We start from the raw sequence: 20,178 nt of genomic DNA on the forward strand, positions 1-20,178 counted from the left end.
CGGCAAGCTTAAGCGGCAAGCCTCAAGCCAAACTGCGATCTCTTGCAGCTTGCAGCTCGAAACTTGCCGCTGCTCCTATCAGATATCCAGCAGCAGACGAGCCGGGTCTTCCAGCAGGTTCTTGATGGTTACCAGGAAGGTTACGGCTTCCTTGCCATCGATCAGACGGTGATCGTAGGACAGGGCCAGATACATCATTGGACGGATCACGACTTGACCGTTGATCGCCATAGGACGCTGCAGAATGTTGTGCATGCCCAGGATGGCCGCTTGTGGCGGGTTGACGATCGGGGTCGACATCATGGAACCGAAAGTACCACCGTTGGTGATGGTGAACGTACCGCCGGTCATTTCGTCCATCGACAGTTTGCCGTCTTTGGCTTTCTTGCCGAAGGTGGCGATGCCGCCTTCGATTTCAGCCAGGCTCATCAGCTCGGCGTTACGCAGAACCGGAACCACCAGACCGCGGTCGCTGGAAACGGCAACACCGATGTCCGCATAGCCGTGGTAAACGATGTCAGCACCGTCGATCGATGCGTTGACGGCCGGGAAGCGTTTCAGCGCTTCGGTGGCAGCCTTGACGAAGAACGACATGAAGCCCAAGCGCACGCCGTTGTGGGACTTCTCGAACAGGTCTTTGTACTTCGAGCGCAGGGCCATGACTTCGGTCATGTCGACTTCGTTGAAGGTGGTCAGCATGGCCATGTTCGATTGAGCTTCAACCAGACGCTCGGCAACCTTGGCGCGCAGACGGGTCATTGGCACGCGTTTTTCAACGCGGTCACCGGCGGCGAACACTGGAGCGGAAGCAGCAGGAGCAGCAGCCTTGGCAGGCGCGGCGGCCGGCGCAGCTTTCTTCGCGGCAACAGCAGCCACCACGTCTTCCTTGGTCACACGACCGCCCTTGCCGGTGCCGGCAACGGAAGCGATGTTGATGCCGTTTTCCTCAGCCAGTTTGCGGGCAGCCGGGGCAGCGACAGGATCGTCTTCGCCATCGGCGGCAGGCGCGGCAGCCTGTGCGGCGGCCGGAGCTGCTGCTGGTGCAGCGGCAGCGGCCGGAGCGGCGGCGGCAGCACCGCCCTCTTCGATCGAGCCCAGTACCTGGTTGGACAGAACGGTAGCGCCCTCTTCGGCAACGATTGCGCCCAGTACGCCGTCAGCTTCGGCCAACACTTCGAGCACGACTTTGTCGGTCTCGATGTCAACGATCAGGTCGTCACGCTTTACGGCGTCGCCTGGTTTCTTGTGCCAGGTGGCAACGGTGCCATCGGCAACCGATTCCGGGAATGACGGGGCTTTGATTTCGATAGCCATTATCTGTGGGTCCTTAAAATTCGGTTTCAGTCAGCGCGAAGGCGTTAAACAGTAAAGGCGTCTTGCAGCAGTTTTTCCTGCTGCTCAGCGTGCATCGATGCATAACCACAAGCAGGTGCGGCGGAGGCATCACGGCCCGCGTACTCGAGTACGAGAGACTTGTTGTGATTACCAACGATACGGCGCATGTGGTGCTGGCTGCAGTACCAGGCACCCTGGTTCATCGGCTCTTCCTGACACCAAACGATATGTTTGAGGTTGGTGTAAGGAGCCAGGACTTCGTTCAAGTCGTCCTCAGGGAATGGGTACAACTGCTCGATCCGCACGATGGCGATGTCATCACGACCTTCGGCACGGCGTTTTTCCAGCAGGTCGTAGTAGACCTTGCCGCTGCACAGAACCAGACGCTCGACCTTTTTCGGGTCCAGTACGTCGATTTCCGGGATCACGGTCTGGAACGAACCTTCGGCCAGGTCTTCGAGCGTCGAGATGGCCAGCTTGTGGCGCAGCAACGACTTCGGCGTGAGCACGACCAGCGGCTTGCGCAGCGGACGAATCACCTGACGGCGCAGCAAGTGGTAAATCTGCGCCGGCGTGGTTGGCAAGCACACCTGAATGTTGTGCTCGGCGCACAATTGCAGGTAACGCTCCAGACGCGCCGAGGAGTGCTCAGGGCCCTGACCTTCGTAACCGTGCGGCAACAGCATGGTCAGACCGCACAGACGGCCCCACTTGTGCTCGCCGCTGGTGATGAACTGGTCGATGACCACTTGCGCGCCGTTGGCAAAGTCGCCGAACTGGGCTTCCCAGATCACCAGCGCATTTGGCTCGGTGGTCGAGTAACCGTATTCGAATGCCAGAACCGCTTCCTCGGACAGGAACGAATCGTACAGGTCGAAACGTGGCTGGCCTTTATAGAGGTTCTGCAGCGGCACGTAGGTACCGGCGTCTTTCTGGTTGTGCAACACGGCGTGACGGTGCGAGAAGGTACCGCGGCCGATGTCCTGACCGGTCATGCGAATCGGGTGACCTTCGAACGCCAGGGTCGCGTACGCCATGGTTTCGGCGTAACCCCAGTTAATCGGCAGGCCGCCGGCTTGCATTTTCTGCCGGTCTTCGTAGATCTTCGAAACCTGGCGCTGGACCACGAAGCCTTCTGGAATTTCCAGCAGCTTGGCGGACAGTTCCTGCAAGGTCTTGAGGTCGAAACGGGTGTCGTGACGTGCGGTCCAGGCGTGGCCCAGATACGGACGCCAGTCCACGAACAACTCTTTGTTCGGCTCTTTGACCAGGCTTTTTACGACGTGCAGACCGTTGTCCAGCGCGTTGCGATATTCGTCGACTTTCGCCTGAACACGTTCCGCGTCGAGCACACCGCTCTGGGTCAAATGATCGGCATACAGCTCACGGGTAGTGCGCTGTTTGGTGATCTGCTGATACATCAGAGGCTGGGTGCCGCTAGGCTCGTCGGCCTCGTTGTGGCCACGACGACGGTAGCAGAACATGTCGACCACGACGTCACGCTTGAACTGCATGCGGTAATCGATGGCCAACTGGGTCACGAACAGCACGGCTTCCGGGTCATCGCCATTCACATGGAGGATCGGCGCCTGGATCATCTTCGCCACGTCGGTCGCGTACTCGGTGGAGCGCGCGTCCAGCGGGTTGCTGATGGTGAAACCAACCTGGTTGTTGATCACGATATGCACGGTACCGCCGGTTTTGAAACCGCGGGTCTGCGACATCTGGAAGGTTTCCATGACCACGCCCTGACCAGCGATCGCTGCGTCACCGTGGATGGAAATCGGCAGGACTTTTTCACCGGTCGGGTCGTTACGACGATCCTGACGGGCGCGAACCGAACCCTCGACCACCGGCGAAACGATTTCCAGGTGGGACGGGTTGAACGCCATGGCCAGGTGGACTTCGCCGCCGGTCGTCATCACGTTGGACGAGAAGCCCTGGTGGTATTTAACGTCACCGGAACCCAGCTCGACCTTCTTCTTGCCTTCGAACTCGTCGAACAGCTCGCGCGGGTTCTTGCCGAAGGTGTTGACCAGCACATTCAGGCGGCCACGGTGGGCCATGCCAATGACGATTTCCTTGGTGCCGTAGGAACCGGAACGCTGGATCAGCTCGTCGAGCATCGGAATCAGGCTCTCGCCGCCTTCCAGGCCAAAACGCTTGGTGCCCGGGTATTTGGTACCCAGGTATTTTTCCAGGCCTTCACCGGCGGTCACGCGCTCGAGCAAGTGGCTCTTGATCTCGGCGGAATACGTCGGACGGCCGCGTACGCTTTCCAGACGCTGCTGGAACCACTGGCGCTGCTCGGAATCGGTGATGTGCGTGAATTCAGCGCCGATGGTGCGGCAATATGTCTGCTGCAACGCTTCGTGAATTTCGCGTAGGCTCGCCTCCTCTTTGCCGATGAACAGGTCGCCGGCACGGAAGGTCGTATCAAGATCGGCATTGGTCAAGCCGTAATGATTGATCGACAGGTCTGCAGGTGCAGGACGCTGCCACAGCCCCAGCGGGTCAAGCTGGGCTGCCTGGTGGCCACGCATACGGTAGGCCTGGATCAATCGCAGCACTTCAACTTGCTTCTTCTCGTGCTCACTGCTCACGCTGCCGGCGGAAACCGGTTGGGCGCGGCGCTGGTTCTTTGCCAGCAGCACGAAATGATCGCGAATCGTCGAGTGCGAAACATCGATGGCAGAGTTGCCTTCTGTTGGCAACTTCTGAAAGTAGTTGCGCCACTCTTCTGGCACAGCGTTAGGGTCGTGCAGGTAGAGCTCGTAGAGCTCTTCCACATAGGCAGCGTTACTACCGGACAGGTAGGCGCTGTTCCACATGCGCTGCATCACGCTTTCTTGCATGCTTGGTCACCCTCGGTTAGGGGAACACCATCGGCGTCGACACCGAGCACACTTGCAGAAGTCCGAATGCAGCGACCAAAACAAGCCACTTAGGATCACGCTGATAGTCCGGGTACCAGCCCGGATGCCCCTGCTTGTCTCATTTCTTCAAAATAAGAGCGGCAGCTTTATGGGCTGCTGCTCTGGTTATAGCCAGGACGCGGGTTGAAGCCCGCGCCTCGGCTTGTACGGTGCAGCGATGTTACCGGTACAGCCGCTGAATCAAACGCCGCTCGAGAGCAGCATGTTACGGATGTGACCGATGGCCTTAGTCGGGTTCAGGCCCTTCGGACATACGTTGACGCAGTTCATGATGCCGCGGCAGCGGAAGACGCTGAACGGATCATCCAGCGAAGCCAGACGCTCGGACGTCTTGGTGTCACGGCTGTCTGCCAGGAAGCGATAAGCTTGCAGCAGCGCAGCTGGACCCAGGAACTTGTCCGGGTTCCACCAGAAGGACGGGCAAGAGGTCGAGCAGCAAGCGCACAGGATGCACTCGTACAGACCGTCGAGCTTTTCGCGCTCTTCCGGGGACTGCAGACGCTCGATGGCCGGAGCCGGCGTGTCGTTCTGCAGGTAAGGCTTCACCTTCTCGTATTGCTTGTAGAAGATGCTCATATCGACGACCAGGTCACGGATAACCGGCAAACCTGGCAGCGGACGAACGATCAACTTGTTGCCTTTTACGACAGCCGACAGCGGCGTGACGCAGGCCAGGCCGTTCTTGCCGTTGATGTTCATGCCGTCGGAACCGCAAACGCCTTCACGGCAGGAGCGACGATAGGAGAAACCCTCGTCCTGCTCTTTGATCAGGGCCAGCACGTCCAGCACCATCAGGTCTTTACCACCGGTATCGACCTGGAATTCCTGCATGAACGGCGCAGCGTCCTGATCAGGGTTGTAACGATAAACACTGACTTGCAACATGGCGGCCACCCTTAATAAGTCCGAATCTTAGGTTCAAAAGTCGGAACAGTTTTCGGCGAGAAGTTCACGGCACGCTTGGCCACGCGCTTGTCACCCGGGAAGAACAGGGTGTGGCACAGCCAGTTTTCGTCGTCGCGATCTTCGAAGTCTTCACGGGCGTGAGCGCCGCGGGACTCTTTGCGCACTTCGGCAGCGATGGCAGTGGCTTCGGCCACTTCCAGCAGGTTCTGCAGTTCCAGCGCTTCGATACGGGCGGTGTTGAACGCCTGCGATTTGTCGTTGATCTTGACGTTGGCGATGCGCACGCGCAGGTCGGCCAACTGGGCAATGCCCTTCTGCATGTATTCGCCGGTACGGAACACACCGAAGTAGTTCTGCATGCAGCTTTGCAGTTCGCGACGCAGGGTAGCCACGTCTTCGCCATCGGTACGCTCGTTCAGAGCGGACAGGCGCGACAGGGCTGCGGTGATATCAGCGTCGGTGGCGTCATCGTATTCGATGCCGTCAGTCAGAGCTTTTTCCAGGTGCAGGCCGGCAGCACGACCGAAGACCACCAGGTCGAGCAACGAGTTGCCGCCCAGACGGTTGGCGCCGTGAACCGATACGCACGCCACTTCACCGACCGCGAACAGACCGTGGATGATGGTGTCGACGCCGTCGGCGTCCTGGGTGATCGCCTGGCCATGAATGTTGGTCGGCACGCCGCCCATCATGTAGTGGCAAGTCGGAACAACCGGAACCGGAGCGACAACCGGGTCAACGTGAGCGAAGGTCTTGGAGAGTTCGCAGATGCCTGGCAGACGGCTGTGCAGCACTTCCTCGCCCAAGTGGTCGAGTTTGAGCATCACGTGGTCGCCATTAGGACCGCAGCCGTTACCGGCCAGGATCTCTTTAACCATCGAACGGGCCACAACGTCACGACCGGCAAGGTCTTTGGCGTTCGGAGCGTAACGCTCCATGAAACGCTCGCCGTGCTTGTTGATCAGGTAACCACCTTCACCACGGCAACCTTCGGTTACCAGAACACCGGCGCCGGCGATGCCGGTCGGGTGGAACTGCCACATTTCGATGTCTTGCACCGGAACGCCAGCGCGCAGCGCCATGCCGATACCGTCACCGGTATTGATCAGGGCGTTGGTGGTGGAAGCGTAGATACGGCCCGCACCGCCAGTTGCCAGAACGGTGGCCTTGGCGCGGATGTAGCTGGTTTCACCGGTTTCGATGCAGATCGCGATCACACCGACGAACGCGCCATCCTGGTTCTTCACCAGATCAACAGCGTAGTACTCGTTCAGGAAGGTGGTGCCGGCTTTCAGGTTGCCCTGATAAAGGGTGTGCAGCAGTGCGTGACCGGTGCGGTCGGACGCGGCGCAGGTACGGGCAGCCTGGCCACCTTTACCGTAATCCTTCGACTGACCGCCGAATGGACGCTGGTAGATACGGCCCTGCTCGGTACGGGAGAACGGCAGGCCCATGTGGTCGAGTTCGAACACAGCAGCCGGACCTTCCTGACACATGTATTCGATAGCGTCCTGGTCACCGATGTAGTCGGAACCCTTGACGGTATCGTACATGTGCCAGCGCCAGTCATCGTTCGGGTCGGCCGAAGCGATGGCGCAGGTGATGCCGCCCTGGGCGGACACGGTGTGCGAACGGGTCGGGAACACCTTGGTGATCACGGCAGTCTTGTGACCGCCTTGTGCCAGTTGCAGCGCTGCGCGCATGCCGGCACCGCCACCACCAATGATGATGGCGTCGAAAGAAATCGTTGGAATGTTAGCCATGAATCAGATACCCCAGAGAATCTGCACACCCCAGACGAAGTAGGCGAACATCGCAATGCCGCATACAGCCTGGAAAAGGAAACGTACTGCGGTCGCGGACTTGCCCAGCGCCATCGGCGTGAGGTAGTCGGTCGCGATGGTCCACATGCCAACCCAGGCGTGAGCGCCCAGGGCCACAAGGGCCAGCAGACTGAAGATACGCATCCCGTTGTGGGCGAACAGGCCATGCCACTGGTCGTAGCCAATGCCTGGGTTCGCTGCGAGGTACCCGATCAGGAAGATGAAATAAGCCGCGAGAACGACCGCAGACACACGCTGTGCCATCCAGTCATAAAGGCCTGAACGCGACAGGTTCGTAACGCTGGTTACCATATCCAAACTCCCGCCAGAACGATCAACACCGCAGACACGGCGATAATGATTTTCGAGCCCAGCTTGCCGCCTTCCAGCGTCTCACCGATGCCCATGTCCATGATCAAATGGCGCACGCCGGCAACCAGGTGATACAGCAGGGAAGACAAGAGACCCCATGCTACGAACTTGGCCAGCGGACTGGTCAAGGTTGCCTTCACGTCGGCGAAACCTTCCTCGGAACCCAGGGATTTGCCCAATGCATAAAGCATGAAGCCGAGGCCCAGGAAGAGAATGATGCCGGAAACACGGTGAAGAAACGACGTAACGCCGGTGATGGGGAGTTTGATGGTCCTTAGGTCTAGGTTTACAGGTCGTTGGCTTTTCACGGCTTTTTTTCACACTGAAGAGCCCCTAACAATCAGGGCAAAGTTGTTGGGGAGTGCACTGGTCAGGTCTCACCACCCAGGGATGCGACCCCCAGCGAAGCAGGCCCAAAAGCCCCTGGCGGTCGGTGGCCGAGTATAGACAGTTAGGCTACTAATGACAACGCGTTCACCTTCCCCTAATAGCTCATTGCACAAGTCGTATAAAAGGCGTAAATGGCAGTCAATTTCGAGGAAAAAGTACGGTTAAAGCCTTCTGGAGCAAGACTTTAGGCAAATTGACATTCGGATTTATCTCACTATAGTGGTGCGGGCCCTGCGTGGGGGGTCTGTCTGATGATTTCAAGCATAAATAGGAGGCCACATGGCTGACAAAAAAGCGCAGTTGATCATCGAGGGCGCAGCCCCCGTCGAGCTGCCCATTTTAACCGGCACCGTTGGTCCCGATGTAATCGATGTTCGGGGCCTCACGGCCACGGGCCGCTTCACCTTTGACCCGGGCTTCATGTCGACCGCCTCTTGCGAGTCGAAGATTACCTACATCGACGGTGACAACGGCATCCTGCTGCACCGCGGCTACCCGATCGAACAGCTGGCTGAAAAGTCGGACTACCTGGAAACCTGCTACCTGCTGCTCAACGGCGAACTGCCGACCGCAGAACAGAAGGCCCAGTTCGTCAGCACCGTGAAAAACCACACCATGGTTCACGAGCAGCTGAAAACCTTCTTCAACGGCTTCCGTCGCGACGCCCACCCGATGGCCGTCATGTGCGGCGTAGTCGGCGCCCTCTCGGCCTTCTACCACGACTCCCTGGACATCAATAACCCGCAGCACCGCGAAATCTCCGCGGTCCGTCTCGTGGCCAAGATGCCAACCCTGGCAGCGATGGTTTACAAGTACTCCATGGGCCAACCCATGATGTACCCGCGCAACGACCTGTCGTATGCGGAAAACTTCCTGCACATGATGTTCAACACCCCGTGCGAGATCAAACCGATCAGCCCGGTACTCGCCAAGGCCATGGACCGGATCTTCATCCTCCATGCCGACCACGAGCAAAACGCATCGACCTCCACCGTTCGCCTGGCCGGCTCCTCGGGCGCCAACCCGTTCGCCTGCATCGCGGCCGGCATCGCTGCACTGTGGGGTCCTGCCCACGGCGGCGCGAACGAAGCAGTGCTGACCATGCTGGACGAAATTGGCGATGTCTCGAACATCGACAAATTCATCGCCAAGGCCAAGGACAAGAACGATCCGTTCAAACTGATGGGCTTCGGTCACCGCGTTTACAAAAACCGCGACCCACGCGCCACCGTAATGAAGCAGACCTGCGACGAAGTACTGAAAGAACTGGGCATCAACAACGACCCACAACTCGAACTGGCCATGCGCCTGGAAGAGATCGCCCTGACTGACCCGTACTTCATCGAACGCTCGCTGTACCCGAACGTCGACTTCTACTCGGGCATCATCCTCAAGGCGATCGGCATTCCAACCAGCATGTTCACCGTAATCTTCGCCCTGGCGCGGACCGTCGGCTGGATCTCGCACTGGAAAGAAATGCTCTCCAGCCCGTACAAAATCGGCCGTCCGCGCCAGCTGTACACCGGCTACGAGTCGCGCGACATCACCAAACTGGAAGACCGCAAGTAACAAACGTCTTGCAGTAGGGTTTTAGCTGGAACCGGGAACGGCCTCTATTTATATAGCGGCCGTTTTTGTTTTTGGGGGACTGATTAACAAAGGGAGACGTGTTGCCTTACGTCACCCCTTCGTCGGAACCCCGCCCGGAGCGGGCTAGTTGCCACAGTTTGGATTTGGGTACATCTGGCAGGGGTTGGTTTGCTATAAGGCCGCCATCGCTGGCAAGTCGAATCGTCGCACCGCAGCTCCCACAGGGGGCGGAGGTGTCCGCAATAATTGCGTATACCATCAGGCCGAGTGTCAGCTCGCCGCGCTTTTGATCTTGATCTGGCTTTTGATCCACCCGCCCCGTCGGGAGGCTGAGTGGAGGCGTTTATCCGGGGATTGGCGCGAAGCGCCGCACGACGCAGTCGGGCTCATTGCATGTAGGTGCAGCGAAGCCAACCGGAGGGCAATGCCCCCGGATGAATGCCGGAGCGAAGATACGCCGAGCCTAGGCGAGGGGCCGTACGTCAGGGGCGAGACTTTTTGCTTACTTTTTTGTCGTTTGAAAAAAGTGAGGCGCCGTAAGGGCGCAACCCTAAGCCGCCGTTACCGCAGCAACGGATATACACACCACCCAAACCCCAAGACAAAAAAATGCCCCAGTCTCTCAACCAGGGCATTTCCCTTTTACCGCTTACATCCGATCAAAAGCAATCAGTGAGAAACCGCCCCACTCGCCCCCAACCCCGTCTGCGAACGCACAAACTGCGGGAAGAACAACGCCCGCTCATTCGCACCGGCCGCCGACTTATCGGTAATCGAGAAGAACCAGATCCCGACAAACGCAATAATCATCGAGAACAACGCCGGGTACTCGTAAGGGAAAATCGCCTTCTCATGATGCAGAATCTGCACCCAGATGGTTGGGCCAAGGATCATCAGGCCCACGGCGCTGACCAGACCCAGCCAGCCGCCAATCATCGCTCCACGGGTAGTCAGCTTCTTCCAGTACATGGAAAGCAGCAGCACCGGGAAGTTACAGCTGGCCGCGATCGAGAATGCCAGGCCGACCATGAACGCAATGTTCTGGCTTTCGAACAGGATGCCCAGGCCAATCGCCAATACTGCCAGAGCGATGGTGGTGATTTTCGAGACGCGAATCTCGTCCTTCTCGTTGGCCTTGCCCTTCTTGATCACACTGGCGTACAGGTCGTGAGACACCGCCGAAGCACCGGCCAGGGTCAGACCCGCCACGACCGCGAGGATGGTCGCGAAGGCTACCGCCGAGATGAAGCCCAGGAAGATACTGCCACCCACCGCGTTGGCCAGGTGCACCGCCGCCATGTTGTTGCCGCCCAACAGCGCGCCAGCCGCGTCTTTGAAGGCCGGGTTGGTGCTGACCAGCAGGATCGCGCCGAAGCCGATGATGAAAGTCAGGATGTAGAAATAGCCGATGAAGCCAGTTGCGTACAGCACGCTCTTACGCGCTTCTTTCGCGTCGCTGACGGTGAAGAAGCGCATCAGGATGTGCGGCAGGCCAGCGGTACCGAACATCAGTGCCAGGCCAAGGGAGAATGCCGAGATCGGATCTTTCACCAAGCCGCCCGGGCTCATGATCGCTTCACCTTTAGGGTGAACCTTGATCGCCTCGGAGAACAGCATGTTGAAGTCGAAGTTAACGTGCTTCATCACCATCAGCGCCATGAACGAGGCACCGGACAGCAATAGCACTGCCTTGATGATCTGTACCCAGGTCGTCGCCAGCATGCCGCCGAACAGCACGTACAGGCACATCAGGATACCCACCAGGATCACCGCAACGTGGTAATCGAGGCCGAACAGCAGCTGAATCAGCTTGCCGGCACCGACCATTTGCGCGATCAGGTAGAACGCCACCACCACCAGCGAACCGCAGGCGGACAGCGAGCGGATCTGGGTTTGCCCGAGGCGGTAGGACGCCACGTCGGCAAAGGTGTATTTACCCAGGTTACGCAGGCGTTCGGCGATCAGGAACAGAATGATCGGCCAGCCCACCAGGAAGCCGATCGAGTAGATCAGGCCGTCGTAGCCGGAGGTGAACACCAGGGCGGAAATACCCAGGAAAGACGCCGCAGACATGTAGTCGCCGGCAATCGCCAGACCGTTCTGGAAACCGGTGATCTTGCCGCCGGCCGCATAGTAGTCGGCCGCCGAGTTGTTTTTCTTCGAGGCCCAGTACGTGATGTACAAGGTTGCGCCGACGAACGCCACGAACATCAGGATCGCCGCCACGTTCAGTGGTTGCTTTGCCACGGCGCCGGTCAGGGCGTCAGCCGCCCAGGCCCCAGGGGCAAATGCTGCAATGCTCAATAGAGCCATTAGACGCCGGATCATTGCTGAGCCTCCTTGAGAATCGCATTGTTCAGGTCGTCGAACTCGCCGTTGGCACGTCGCACGTAGATCCCGGTGAGGATGAAGGCCGAAATGATCAGACCGACTCCAATCGGTATCCCCCAGGTAATGGATGACTCAGGGCTGAGCTTCGCCCCCAGCACTTGTGGCCCGTAAGCAATCAGAAGAATGAATCCGGAGTACAACCCAAGCATGATCGCCGAGAGAATCCAGGCGAACCTTTCCCTTTTACGAACCAGCTCCTTGAAGCGCGGGCTGTTCTGAATAGAGAGGTAAATGCTGTCGTTCATTGTTTTTATCCTCGCAGCACAAATTATTGTTGGAACGGTATCCACTCTATGCGGCTGCGGGGCAGGTTCCAGACGACCTTAGTATTAGAACGACATGACAGAATCGCCAAATTCCAGCATCCACAAAACAAAAGTGGGAGCGGACCTGCACGCGAAGGCGGCGCATCAGTCAACTTTTAAGTCGGCTGAGCGTCCGTCTTCGCGAGCGGGCTCGCTCCCACAGCATTTAGCGCAGGGCAGCTGGATAGCGCCCTCTGCTGTTATTTAATCCATTCGGCCACGCGCTCAGGGTGTTTGGCCACCCATGCCTTGGCCGCCGCGTCAGGCTTGGCGCCGTCCTGGATGGCCAGCATCACTTCGCCGATTTCGTCTTTCGACGCCCACTGGAAGTTTTTCAGGAACTTGGCCACTTCCGGCGCCTTGGCTTCCAGGCCTTTGCTGCCGATGCTGTTCACGGTTTCAGCTGCGCCATAAACGCCCTTAGGGTCGTCGAGGAAGCGCAGTTTCCACTTGGCGAACATCCAGTGCGGCACCCAACCGGTAACGGCAATGGATTCTTCTTTCTTCTCGGCACGGGTCAGCTCGGCGATCATGCCGGCGCCGGAACTGGCCTTGAGGGTGTATTTGTCCAGACCGTAGTCCTTGATCGCCTGGTCGGTCTTGAGCATCACGCCCGAACCAGCGTCGATCCCGACGATGCGATTCTTGAAGCTGTCATCGGTCTTGAGGTCTTCGATGCTCTTAGCCTTGACGTACTCCGGCACGATCAAGCCGATTTTTGCGTCCTTGAAGTTAGGACCGTAATCGACCACCTGATCTTTGTTCTTGGTCCAGTACTCACCGTGGGTCACTGGCAACCAGGCCGATAGCATGGCATCGAGCTTACCGGTGGCCACGCCTTGCCACATGATCCCGGTCGCGACCGCTTGCAGCTTCACATCGTAGTCGAGCTTTTGCTTGATCACTTCGGCTGCCACGTGAGTGGTCGCCACACTGTCGGACCAGCCGTCGACGTAGCCGATGGTGACGGCTGCCTTCGCAGCGAAGGCCTGCGTGGTTCCCATCGCAAGCACCAGAGCGGCACCTGCGCCTAAAAGTCGTCGCATCTTCATCGTTACTTCCCCGAAAGTGCTGCGCTCGACGGATGCCGAGCGGCGTCAACGTATTGTTATGGTGCACGGCGCCCCCATCACGCCCATCGAAAACCGGTTCAAACCATCAGCGGAGTACTGACGGCTTGATCATCGGCTTGACGCCCACCGCGACCTGCTCTCCCAGCGACCTCAATGCAACGAGAAACGACATCAGAACGCCAGTAACCGGGAGCCGACTAAATAGCCGGGAGTTTCCCGCCCGAACTTTGCATGTCAAAACCATGCAAGGGCCCAAGCGGGGTGCAAATACAGGTAACATGCGGCGCTTTGCTGTCAGACGACCTGCCCATGTCCGCGACTTCTCGCTTTCCTTTCCTGGCTTATTGTTTCGCCTGCGCGCTTGGCCTCTTCGCCTTGGGCGGCTTCTGGTACGGCCTCGGCAAACCGGTGATCCTGCCCGACGTCGCCAGCGCCACGCACAAGCTGCAATGCGCCTCTTATACGCCGTTCGATAAAGACCAATCGCCGTTCGATCAGCCATTCAAGTTGCGGCCCGAGCGCATGGACGCCGACCTCGCACTGCTCGCCACCCGCTTCGAATGCATTCGCACCTACTCCATGACCGGCCTCGACGCCCTGCCCGACCTGGCGCGCAAACACGGTTTGAAGTTAATGATCGGCGCCTGGGTCAATAGCAATCCGGTGGACACCGCCAAGGAAGTCGAACTGCTGATCGCTTCGGCCAACGCCAATGCTGACGTAGTGACGGCGGTGATCGTCGGCAATGAAACCTTGCTGCGCAAAGAAGTCACCGGCGCGCAACTGGCCAAGCTGATCAACCAGGTCAAGGCCCGGGTCAAGCAACCGGTGACTTACGCCGATGTCTGGGAATTCTGGTTGCAGCACCCGGAAATCGCCCCGGCGGTGGATTTCCTGACCATCCACCTGTTGCCGTACTGGGAAGATGAGCCTTCGAATATCGACGCGGCACTGCAACACGTGGCCGAAGTACGCCAGGTGTTCGGCAATCGCTTTGCACCCAAGGACGTGATGATCGGCGAGACCGGCTGGCCAAGCGAGGGCCGCCAACGGGAAACCGCCCTGCCGAGCCGGGTCAACGAAGCCAAGTTCATTCGCGGTTTTGTCGCCATGGCCGAACAGAATGGCTGGCACTACAACTTGATCGAAGCTTTCGACCAACCCTGGAAACGCGCCAGCGAAGGCGCGGTCGGTGGTTACTGGGGTTTGTTCGACGCTGATCGACAGGACAAAGGCGTGCTCGCCGGCCCGGTGTCGAATGTGCCGTACTGGCAGCAATGGCTGGCGGTCGGCGGGCTGCTTTTCCTCGGCACCTTGCTGCTCGGTGGCCGCGTCCGCAGCACTCGAGCGGCGCTGCTGTTGCCACTGCTGGGCGCCCTCGCCGCGTGCTCGATCGGCGCCTGGGGCGATCTGGCGCGGGTCACCACGCGTTTCGCCAGTGAATGGCTGTGGGTCGGCTTGCTCACGGTTCTGAATGTGCTGGTGCTGGCCCATGCCGCGCTGACCCTCAGCGCGCGCCAAGGCTGGCGGGCAGCGGCCTTCGAATGGTTCGAGCGTCGCGCCGGATGGCTGGTGGCGGTGGCCGGTTTCGCCGCAGCGGTGATGATGCTGGAAATGGTCTTCGATCCGCGCTATCGCAGCTTCCCGAGTGTCGCCTTTATCCTGCCGGCGCTGGTGTACCTGTGCCGGCCGGTGAACGCACCGCGTCGCGAAATCGCCCTGCTGACGTTTTTCATCGGCGCCGGCATTGCCCCGCAACTGTTCCGCGAAGGTCTAGAGAATCCGCAGGCCTGGGGCTGGGCGCTGGTGAGCGGGTTGATGGTGGTGGCGTTATGGCGGTGTTTGCGGGTTCGTTGATTTTCAGCGTTCTCACTGGCCCTATCGCGGGCAAGCCCGCTTCTACATGAGCCGTATGAGCGAGCCTGCTCGCGAAGGCTTCTGATCAGGCCTGACGGGACGCCCGGACTAGCCGCAAACACGCAATCACCACCGCAAACACCCCGAAGGTCGTGTTGTACAACGCGAGCGCCGGGCAGCCGAACACCAGCGCCAGCACCGCCAGCCACCAGCCTGCGCGGCCCGGCACCACGAAACTGAGCAATGCTGTCAGCAATGCCGCCCAGCCCAACACCTGGAAATGAATCATCAGCCCCAGATTGGCGCGTACCAGGCATTCCCAGCGCGCCGCGTCGTCCGCGCACACGCCAACCCACTGCGCATCCTCCATAAAGCCATAACGTGCGCCATAGCTGGCGGCCAGCCACAACGGCAGGAGAATCAGCAGCAAGATCACGGGCAAACGGCGGGACATGACACACTCCAAAGGGCCAAAACGCCGCCCAGCTTAATCCGCCGCGAGCGGTTAGCAAGGGCGAACGTTAGATAGTTGTTCACGAAACAGCTGCAAAGTGTATCGTCCAGCTACTATTACCCCCGATTCGAGCCGATTTGGTGCCGAGGCATGGCACTTTGGCGCAACTGCGGCGGTCATAGCCTGCGAACTTCATTCGGCACCTTCCTCTAAGGGATTCAGTCATGCTCCGACCCTTGCGCTTCGCCGCCCTGTTTGGCGGCCTTATTTTGAGTGCGTCCGCACTGGCGGTCGACATCGACGCCGCCAGCTATGGCTACCCGCTGACCAACCCCTTCGAGGCGACCATCGCCACGACGCCGCCGGACCTTCGGCCTGACTTGCCGTCCAACGAGGACATCGACCAGGAAGACCGCAGCCTGACCTTGCGCCCGGAGCGTGAGTTCATCCTGCCGGACAATTTCTGGGCAGTTAAAAAGCTCACCTATCGCATCGCCACCCAAGACAAACCCGCGCCGCTGATCTTCCTGATTGCCGGCACCGGTGCGCGCTACGACAGCAGCCTCAACGAATACCTGAAAAAGCTCTACTACAAGGCCGGCTACCACGTGGTGCAACTGTCGTCGCCGACCAGCTTCGACTTCATCAGCGCCGCTTCGCGTTTTGCCACCCCCGGCATCACCAAGGAAGACGCCGAAGACATGTACCGGGTGATGCAGGCTGTACGGGCACAAAACCCGAAGCTGCCGGTCACCGAGTATTACCTCACTGGCTACAGCCTCGGCGCCCTAGATGCAGCGTTCGTCGCGCACCTGGACGAAACCCGTCGCAGCTTCAACTTCAAGAAAGTCTTGCTGTTGAATCCGCCGGTCAACCTCTACACCTCGATCACCAACCTCGACAAGCTGGTGCAGACCGAGGTCAAGGGCATCAACAGCACCACCACCTTCTATGAGTTGGTACTGAACAAGCTCACCCGTTACTTCCAGCAAAAAGGCTACGTCGACCTCAACGATGCCCTGCTCTACGACTTCCAGCAGTCCAAGCAGCACCTGACCAATGAACAGATGGCGATGCTGATCGGCACCTCGTTCCGCTTCTCCGCGGCCGACATTGCCTTCACCTCGGACCTGATCAACCGTCGAGGCCTGATCACCCCGCCGAAATTCCCGATTACCGAAGGCACCAGCCTCACGCCGTTCCTCAAGCGTGCGCTGCAATGCGACTTCGATTGCTACCTGACCGAACAAGTGATCCCGATGTGGCGTGCCCGCACCGATGGCGGCAGCCTGCTGCAATTGGTTGACCAGGTGAGCCTGTATGCGCTCAAGGATTACCTGCGCGACAGCCCGAAAATTTCGGTGATGCATAACGCCGACGACGTGATCCTCGGCCCGGGCGACCTCGGTTTCCTGCGCAAAACCTTCGGCGATCGCCTGACCGTTTACCCGCTGGGCGGCCATTGCGGCAACCTTAACTACCGCGTCAACAGCGACGCTATGCTGGAGTTCTTCCGTGGCTAAATACCTCCTGCTTATCGCTGCGTTACTCTGTGCCGGCACCGCCACCGCGGACAACAGCAAAGCCAATGCCCCGGTGGTAATTGACTCCGATGGTTTCAAGGAACCGCTGACCAAACTCAAGTTCAACCCGGGCCTGGACCAGCGCGAGTTCGAGCGCTCGACCCTGAACGCGCTGAATGTCTACGACCCGCTGGAAGAGTGGAACCGCCGCGTTTACCACTTCAACTATCGGTTCGATCAGTGGGTGTTCCTGCCGGTGGTCGACGGTTACCGCTACGTCACCCCAAGCTTCCTGCGCACCGGCGTCAGCAACTTCTTCAACAACCTTGGCGACGTGCCGAACCTGTTGAACAGCTTGCTGCAGTTCAAGGGCCAACGCTCGATGGAAACCACTGCGCGGCTGCTGCTGAACACCACCATCGGCATCGCCGGCCTCTGGGACCCGGCCACCGCCATGGGCCTGCCGCGCCAGAGCGAAGACTTCGGCCAGACCCTGGGCTTCTACGGAGTCCCGGGTGGCGCTTACTTCGTATTGCCGATCCTCGGTCCGTCCAACCTGCGCGACACCGGCGGCTTGGTGGTGGACTTCTCCGCCGAATCGGCGATCAACTTCCTCAACGTCTCGGAAGTCAGCTCCAACCACCCGGAAGTCTGGGCCCTGCGTGCGGTCGACCGCCGCTACCAGACCAGCTTCCGCTATGGTCAGCTGAACTCCCCGTTCGAATACGAGAAGGTGCGCTACGTCTACACCGAGTCGCGCAAGTTGCAGATCGCCGAGTAAATCGGCGGCAATGAAAAAGGCCATTCGATGGGAGTCGAATGGCCTTTTTCAATTGCGCCGCAGATTCAGTGTGGGAGCGGGCTTGCTCGCGAAAGCGCTGTCTCATCCAGATAAATGTTGAATGTGATGACCTCTTCGCGAGCAGGCTCGCTCCCACTGGCTCAGCGTTTCAGCGACTTCCAGATTTTGCCGACACCCATCACCACCGCCAACACCACCGCCCCCGCAACAATCCCGGCCACGGCATTCAACAACGTCGGCACGATAAACCCCGCGCCGCCGGCACTGGCGCTGACGCTTTCGATCCAGTGGTGCACCACCGGCACGCCGTGGGTGAGGATGCCGCCGCCGACCAGGAACATCGCTGCCGTGCCGATCACCGACAGCGCTTTCATCATGTAAGGCGCCGCGCGCAGGATCGCGCCGCCGATGCTTTTAGCCATCTGCCCAGGCTTCTGGGTCAGCCACAGGCCGAGGTCGTCGAGCTTGACGATCCCCGCTACCAGGCCGTAGACGCCAACGGTCATGACGATGGCGATGCCGGACAGCACGATGATCTGCTGGGTCAGCGGCGCATCCGCCACGGTGCCCAGGGTGATGGCAATGATTTCGGCGGAGAGGATGAAGTCAGTGCGAATCGCGCCTTTGATCTTGTCCTTCTCGAACGCCACCAGGTCCACCGCCGGATCAGCGACCGCTTCGACCAATTGCGCATGCTCGGCCTGATCCTGCGCCGGGCTGTGCAGGTATTTATGCGCCAGCTTCTCGAAGCCTTCGAAGCACAGGTAAGCGCCGCCGACCATCAGCAGCGGCGTGACCAGCCACGGGATGAATACGCTGATGGCCAAGGCCGACGGCACCAAAATCAGCTTGTTGAGGAACGAGCCTTTGGCCACCGCCCAGACCACAGGGATCTCCCGCTCGGCGCGCACGCCGGAGACTTGCTGGGCGTTCAGCGCCAGGTCGTCGCCGAGCACGCCTGCGGTTTTTTTCGCGGCCATTTTGGTCATCAACGCCACGTCGTCCAGCACGGCGGCAATGTCGTCGATCAGTAGCAACAAGCTGCTTCCTGCCATGGGTCAGGCTTCCTTCGAATTGAATGGGGCGAAGCATAGCGCGCTACGGGGGCGCATGGGGCTTTGTTGAGCGCCGCGCGAGCCCGGTGCTACCATGCGCAACCGCCAGAACAGGCAAGGAACCACCTGGTTTATGAGCACAATCCGCGAGCGCAATAAAGAACTGATCCTGCGTGCCGCCAGTGAAGAATTTGCCGACAAGGGCTTCGCTGCGACCAAAACCAGTGACATCGCGGCCAAGGCGGGACTGCCCAAGCCCAACGTCTATTACTACTTCCGCTCCAAGGAAAACCTCTACCGCGAGGTCCTGGAAAGCATCATCCTGCCAATCCTGCAAGCGTCGACGCCGTTCAACCCGGACGGCGAACCCGGCGAAGTGCTCAGCGGCTACATCCGCTCGAAGATCCGCATCTCCCGCGACCTGCCTTTCGCCTCCAAGGTATTCGCCAGCGAAATCATGCACGGCGCCCCCCACCTGAGCCCGGACCTGGTCGAGCAACTGAACGGCCAGGCCAAGCACAACATCGCCTGCATCCAGACCTGGATCGACCGCGGCCAGATCGCCCCCGTCGACCCCAACCACCTGATGTTCAGCATCTGGGCCGCCACCCAGACCTACGCCGACTTCGACTGGCAAATCACCGCCATCACCGGCAAGGCCAAGCTGGATGAGGCCGATTACGAAGCCGCGGCGCAGACGATTATTCGGTTGGTGTTGAAGGGGTGTGAGCCGGATCGGTAAGCGGACCGCAGCGCCGCTATTCGCGAGCAGGCTCGCTCCCACAGGGGAATGCTTTCCAAGTGCGGGAGCGAGCCTGCTCGCGAATGCGGCAACTCGATTCTTGATCAAACCCAGATCGCATCCCACAACGGATAGTCGCCAAGCTTGTCTACCAAGCGCGCTCGCAAAGGATTAGTGACCACATAGCGAGCGAGCTTTATCAAATCTTCTTCCTGACGCAATGCGCGGTCATGGAACCCTTTCTGCCATAGCTTTGCTTCACGGCCCGCATACCGACATACAGCTTTAGTACTCAGGGATTTAGTCCTCTGCATAAGCTCACTCAAAGAGCCGACTGTAATTCGACCAACCAATGAAAATGATCGGGCATGACCACCCAGGCTAATGAACTGGCGCAGCCTCTGTGCTCCGCCGCCCGGAACTGCGCGACGACTAACCTCCCTAGGGCAAAATCTGAAAAAACAGGCTCTCTGCCAATCGTGTTAGTGGTGAGCAGGTAAATCCGATTCTGCTCGCTGTATCGTCCTATTCTCAGGCGATGTGAAGCTGACAGCTCAGGCATTCCTTTGCCCCTTTTGTGATCAATTAAGGAAAGCCTAGCTACAAGTTTCCTGAAGAGTGCGG

At 59.3% G+C, this 20,178-nt stretch carries 16 protein-coding genes and 1 pseudogene; 5 read left to right on the forward strand and 12 right to left on the reverse strand.

What is annotated here, in order from left to right; translation table 11 throughout:
- Positions 1 to 78: 78 nt before the first annotated feature.
- From odhB to sdhC, 6 genes are all read right to left on the reverse strand, one after another.
- Positions 79 to 1,314 carry a 2-oxoglutarate dehydrogenase complex dihydrolipoyllysine-residue succinyltransferase gene (odhB, locus tag RG836_RS03950; RefSeq protein ID WP_310843391.1) on the reverse strand — a complete coding sequence of 412 codons (1,236 nt, stop codon included), beginning with the start codon at positions 1,312 to 1,314 and terminating at the stop codon, positions 79 to 81.
- A gap of 44 nt (positions 1,315 to 1,358) precedes the next feature.
- On the reverse strand, positions 1,359 to 4,190 hold the full coding sequence (locus RG836_RS03955; RefSeq protein WP_310843392.1) for a 2-oxoglutarate dehydrogenase E1 component: 2,832 nt from the start codon (positions 4,188 to 4,190) through the stop codon (positions 1,359 to 1,361).
- 261 nt (positions 4,191 to 4,451) lie between these two features.
- Positions 4,452 to 5,156, reverse strand: coding sequence for a succinate dehydrogenase iron-sulfur subunit (locus RG836_RS03960; protein ID WP_008063297.1), 705 nt, complete (start codon positions 5,154 to 5,156; stop codon positions 4,452 to 4,454).
- Positions 5,157 to 5,167: 11 nt separating this feature from the next.
- A complete protein-coding gene (sdhA, locus tag RG836_RS03965) occupies positions 5,168 to 6,940 on the reverse strand; it encodes a succinate dehydrogenase flavoprotein subunit (RefSeq protein ID WP_310843395.1) in 1,773 nt (590 codons plus the stop codon).
- Positions 6,941 to 6,943: 3 nt separating this feature from the next.
- On the reverse strand, positions 6,944 to 7,312 hold the full coding sequence (gene sdhD / locus RG836_RS03970; protein WP_007919900.1) for a succinate dehydrogenase, hydrophobic membrane anchor protein: 369 nt from the start codon (positions 7,310 to 7,312) through the stop codon (positions 6,944 to 6,946).
- The gene (gene sdhC / locus RG836_RS03975) at positions 7,306 to 7,680 is read right to left on the reverse strand and encodes a succinate dehydrogenase, cytochrome b556 subunit (RefSeq protein ID WP_310843396.1); all 375 of its coding nucleotides are present in this window, start codon (positions 7,678 to 7,680) and stop codon (positions 7,306 to 7,308) included. Before sdhC ends, sdhD begins: the two co-directional genes overlap by 7 nt.
- Before the next feature lie 361 nt (positions 7,681 to 8,041).
- Between sdhC and gltA the strand changes: the two genes are divergently transcribed.
- Entirely contained in the window at positions 8,042 to 9,331 is a 1,290-nt protein-coding gene (gene gltA / locus RG836_RS03980; RefSeq protein ID WP_310843397.1) for a citrate synthase, read from the forward strand.
- Between the two features lie 690 nt (positions 9,332 to 10,021).
- Here gltA and RG836_RS03985 read toward each other — a convergent pair.
- The 3 genes from RG836_RS03985 to RG836_RS03995 all read right to left on the reverse strand — a co-directional run bounded on the left by RG836_RS03985 (position 10,022) and on the right by RG836_RS03995 (position 13,100).
- Entirely contained in the window at positions 10,022 to 11,680 is a 1,659-nt protein-coding gene (locus tag RG836_RS03985; RefSeq protein ID WP_310843398.1) for a cation acetate symporter, read from the reverse strand.
- On the reverse strand, positions 11,677 to 11,988 hold the full coding sequence (locus RG836_RS03990) for a DUF485 domain-containing protein (protein ID WP_310843400.1): 312 nt from the start codon (positions 11,986 to 11,988) through the stop codon (positions 11,677 to 11,679). The genes RG836_RS03985 and RG836_RS03990 overlap by 4 nt, the downstream gene beginning before the upstream one ends.
- 260 nt (positions 11,989 to 12,248) lie before the next feature.
- The gene (locus tag RG836_RS03995; RefSeq protein ID WP_310843402.1) at positions 12,249 to 13,100 is read right to left on the reverse strand and encodes a glycine betaine ABC transporter substrate-binding protein; all 852 of its coding nucleotides are present in this window, start codon (positions 13,098 to 13,100) and stop codon (positions 12,249 to 12,251) included.
- A 288-nt stretch (positions 13,101 to 13,388) separates the two neighbouring features.
- On the opposite strand from RG836_RS03995, the gene RG836_RS04000 reads away from it, so the two are divergent.
- Positions 13,389 to 14,978, forward strand: a complete 1,590-nt coding sequence (locus tag RG836_RS04000; protein WP_310843495.1) for a glycoside hydrolase family 17 protein — start codon at positions 13,389 to 13,391, stop codon at positions 14,976 to 14,978.
- An 85-nt stretch (positions 14,979 to 15,063) separates the two neighbouring features.
- Here the strand turns inward: RG836_RS04000 and RG836_RS04005 are convergent, their stop codons facing one another.
- Positions 15,064 to 15,432, reverse strand: a complete 369-nt coding sequence (locus RG836_RS04005; protein ID WP_310843404.1) for a hypothetical protein — start codon at positions 15,430 to 15,432, stop codon at positions 15,064 to 15,066.
- Positions 15,433 to 15,656: 224 nt separating this feature from the next.
- Between RG836_RS04005 and RG836_RS04010 the strand changes: the two genes are divergently transcribed.
- Positions 15,657 to 16,955 (forward strand): serine/threonine protein kinase, encoded by a 1,299-nt coding sequence (locus RG836_RS04010; RefSeq protein WP_310843405.1) that lies wholly within the window; start codon positions 15,657 to 15,659, stop codon positions 16,953 to 16,955.
- Complete coding sequence (locus RG836_RS04015) at positions 16,948 to 17,736, forward strand: MlaA family lipoprotein (protein ID WP_310843406.1); 789 nt, start codon at positions 16,948 to 16,950, stop codon at positions 17,734 to 17,736. The genes RG836_RS04010 and RG836_RS04015 overlap by 8 nt, the downstream gene beginning before the upstream one ends.
- 161 nt (positions 17,737 to 17,897) lie before the next feature.
- On the opposite strand, the gene RG836_RS04020 is transcribed toward RG836_RS04015, so the two are convergent.
- On the reverse strand, positions 17,898 to 18,812 hold the full coding sequence (locus RG836_RS04020; RefSeq protein ID WP_310843408.1) for a DUF808 domain-containing protein: 915 nt from the start codon (positions 18,810 to 18,812) through the stop codon (positions 17,898 to 17,900).
- Positions 18,813 to 18,945: 133 nt separating this feature from the next.
- Between RG836_RS04020 and RG836_RS04025 the strand changes: the two genes are divergently transcribed.
- Positions 18,946 to 19,554 carry a TetR/AcrR family transcriptional regulator gene (locus tag RG836_RS04025; RefSeq protein ID WP_310843410.1) on the forward strand — a complete coding sequence of 203 codons (609 nt, stop codon included), beginning with the start codon at positions 18,946 to 18,948 and terminating at the stop codon, positions 19,552 to 19,554.
- Between the two features lie 104 nt (positions 19,555 to 19,658).
- Here the strand turns inward: RG836_RS04025 and RG836_RS04030 are convergent.
- Positions 19,659 to 20,116, reverse strand: a pseudogene (locus RG836_RS04030) (REP-associated tyrosine transposase).
- Between the last annotated feature and the right edge of the window lie 62 nt (positions 20,117 to 20,178).

Source organism: Pseudomonas rhizozeae (assembly GCF_031583775.1).
Lineage (GTDB): Bacteria > Pseudomonadota > Gammaproteobacteria > Pseudomonadales > Pseudomonadaceae > Aquipseudomonas.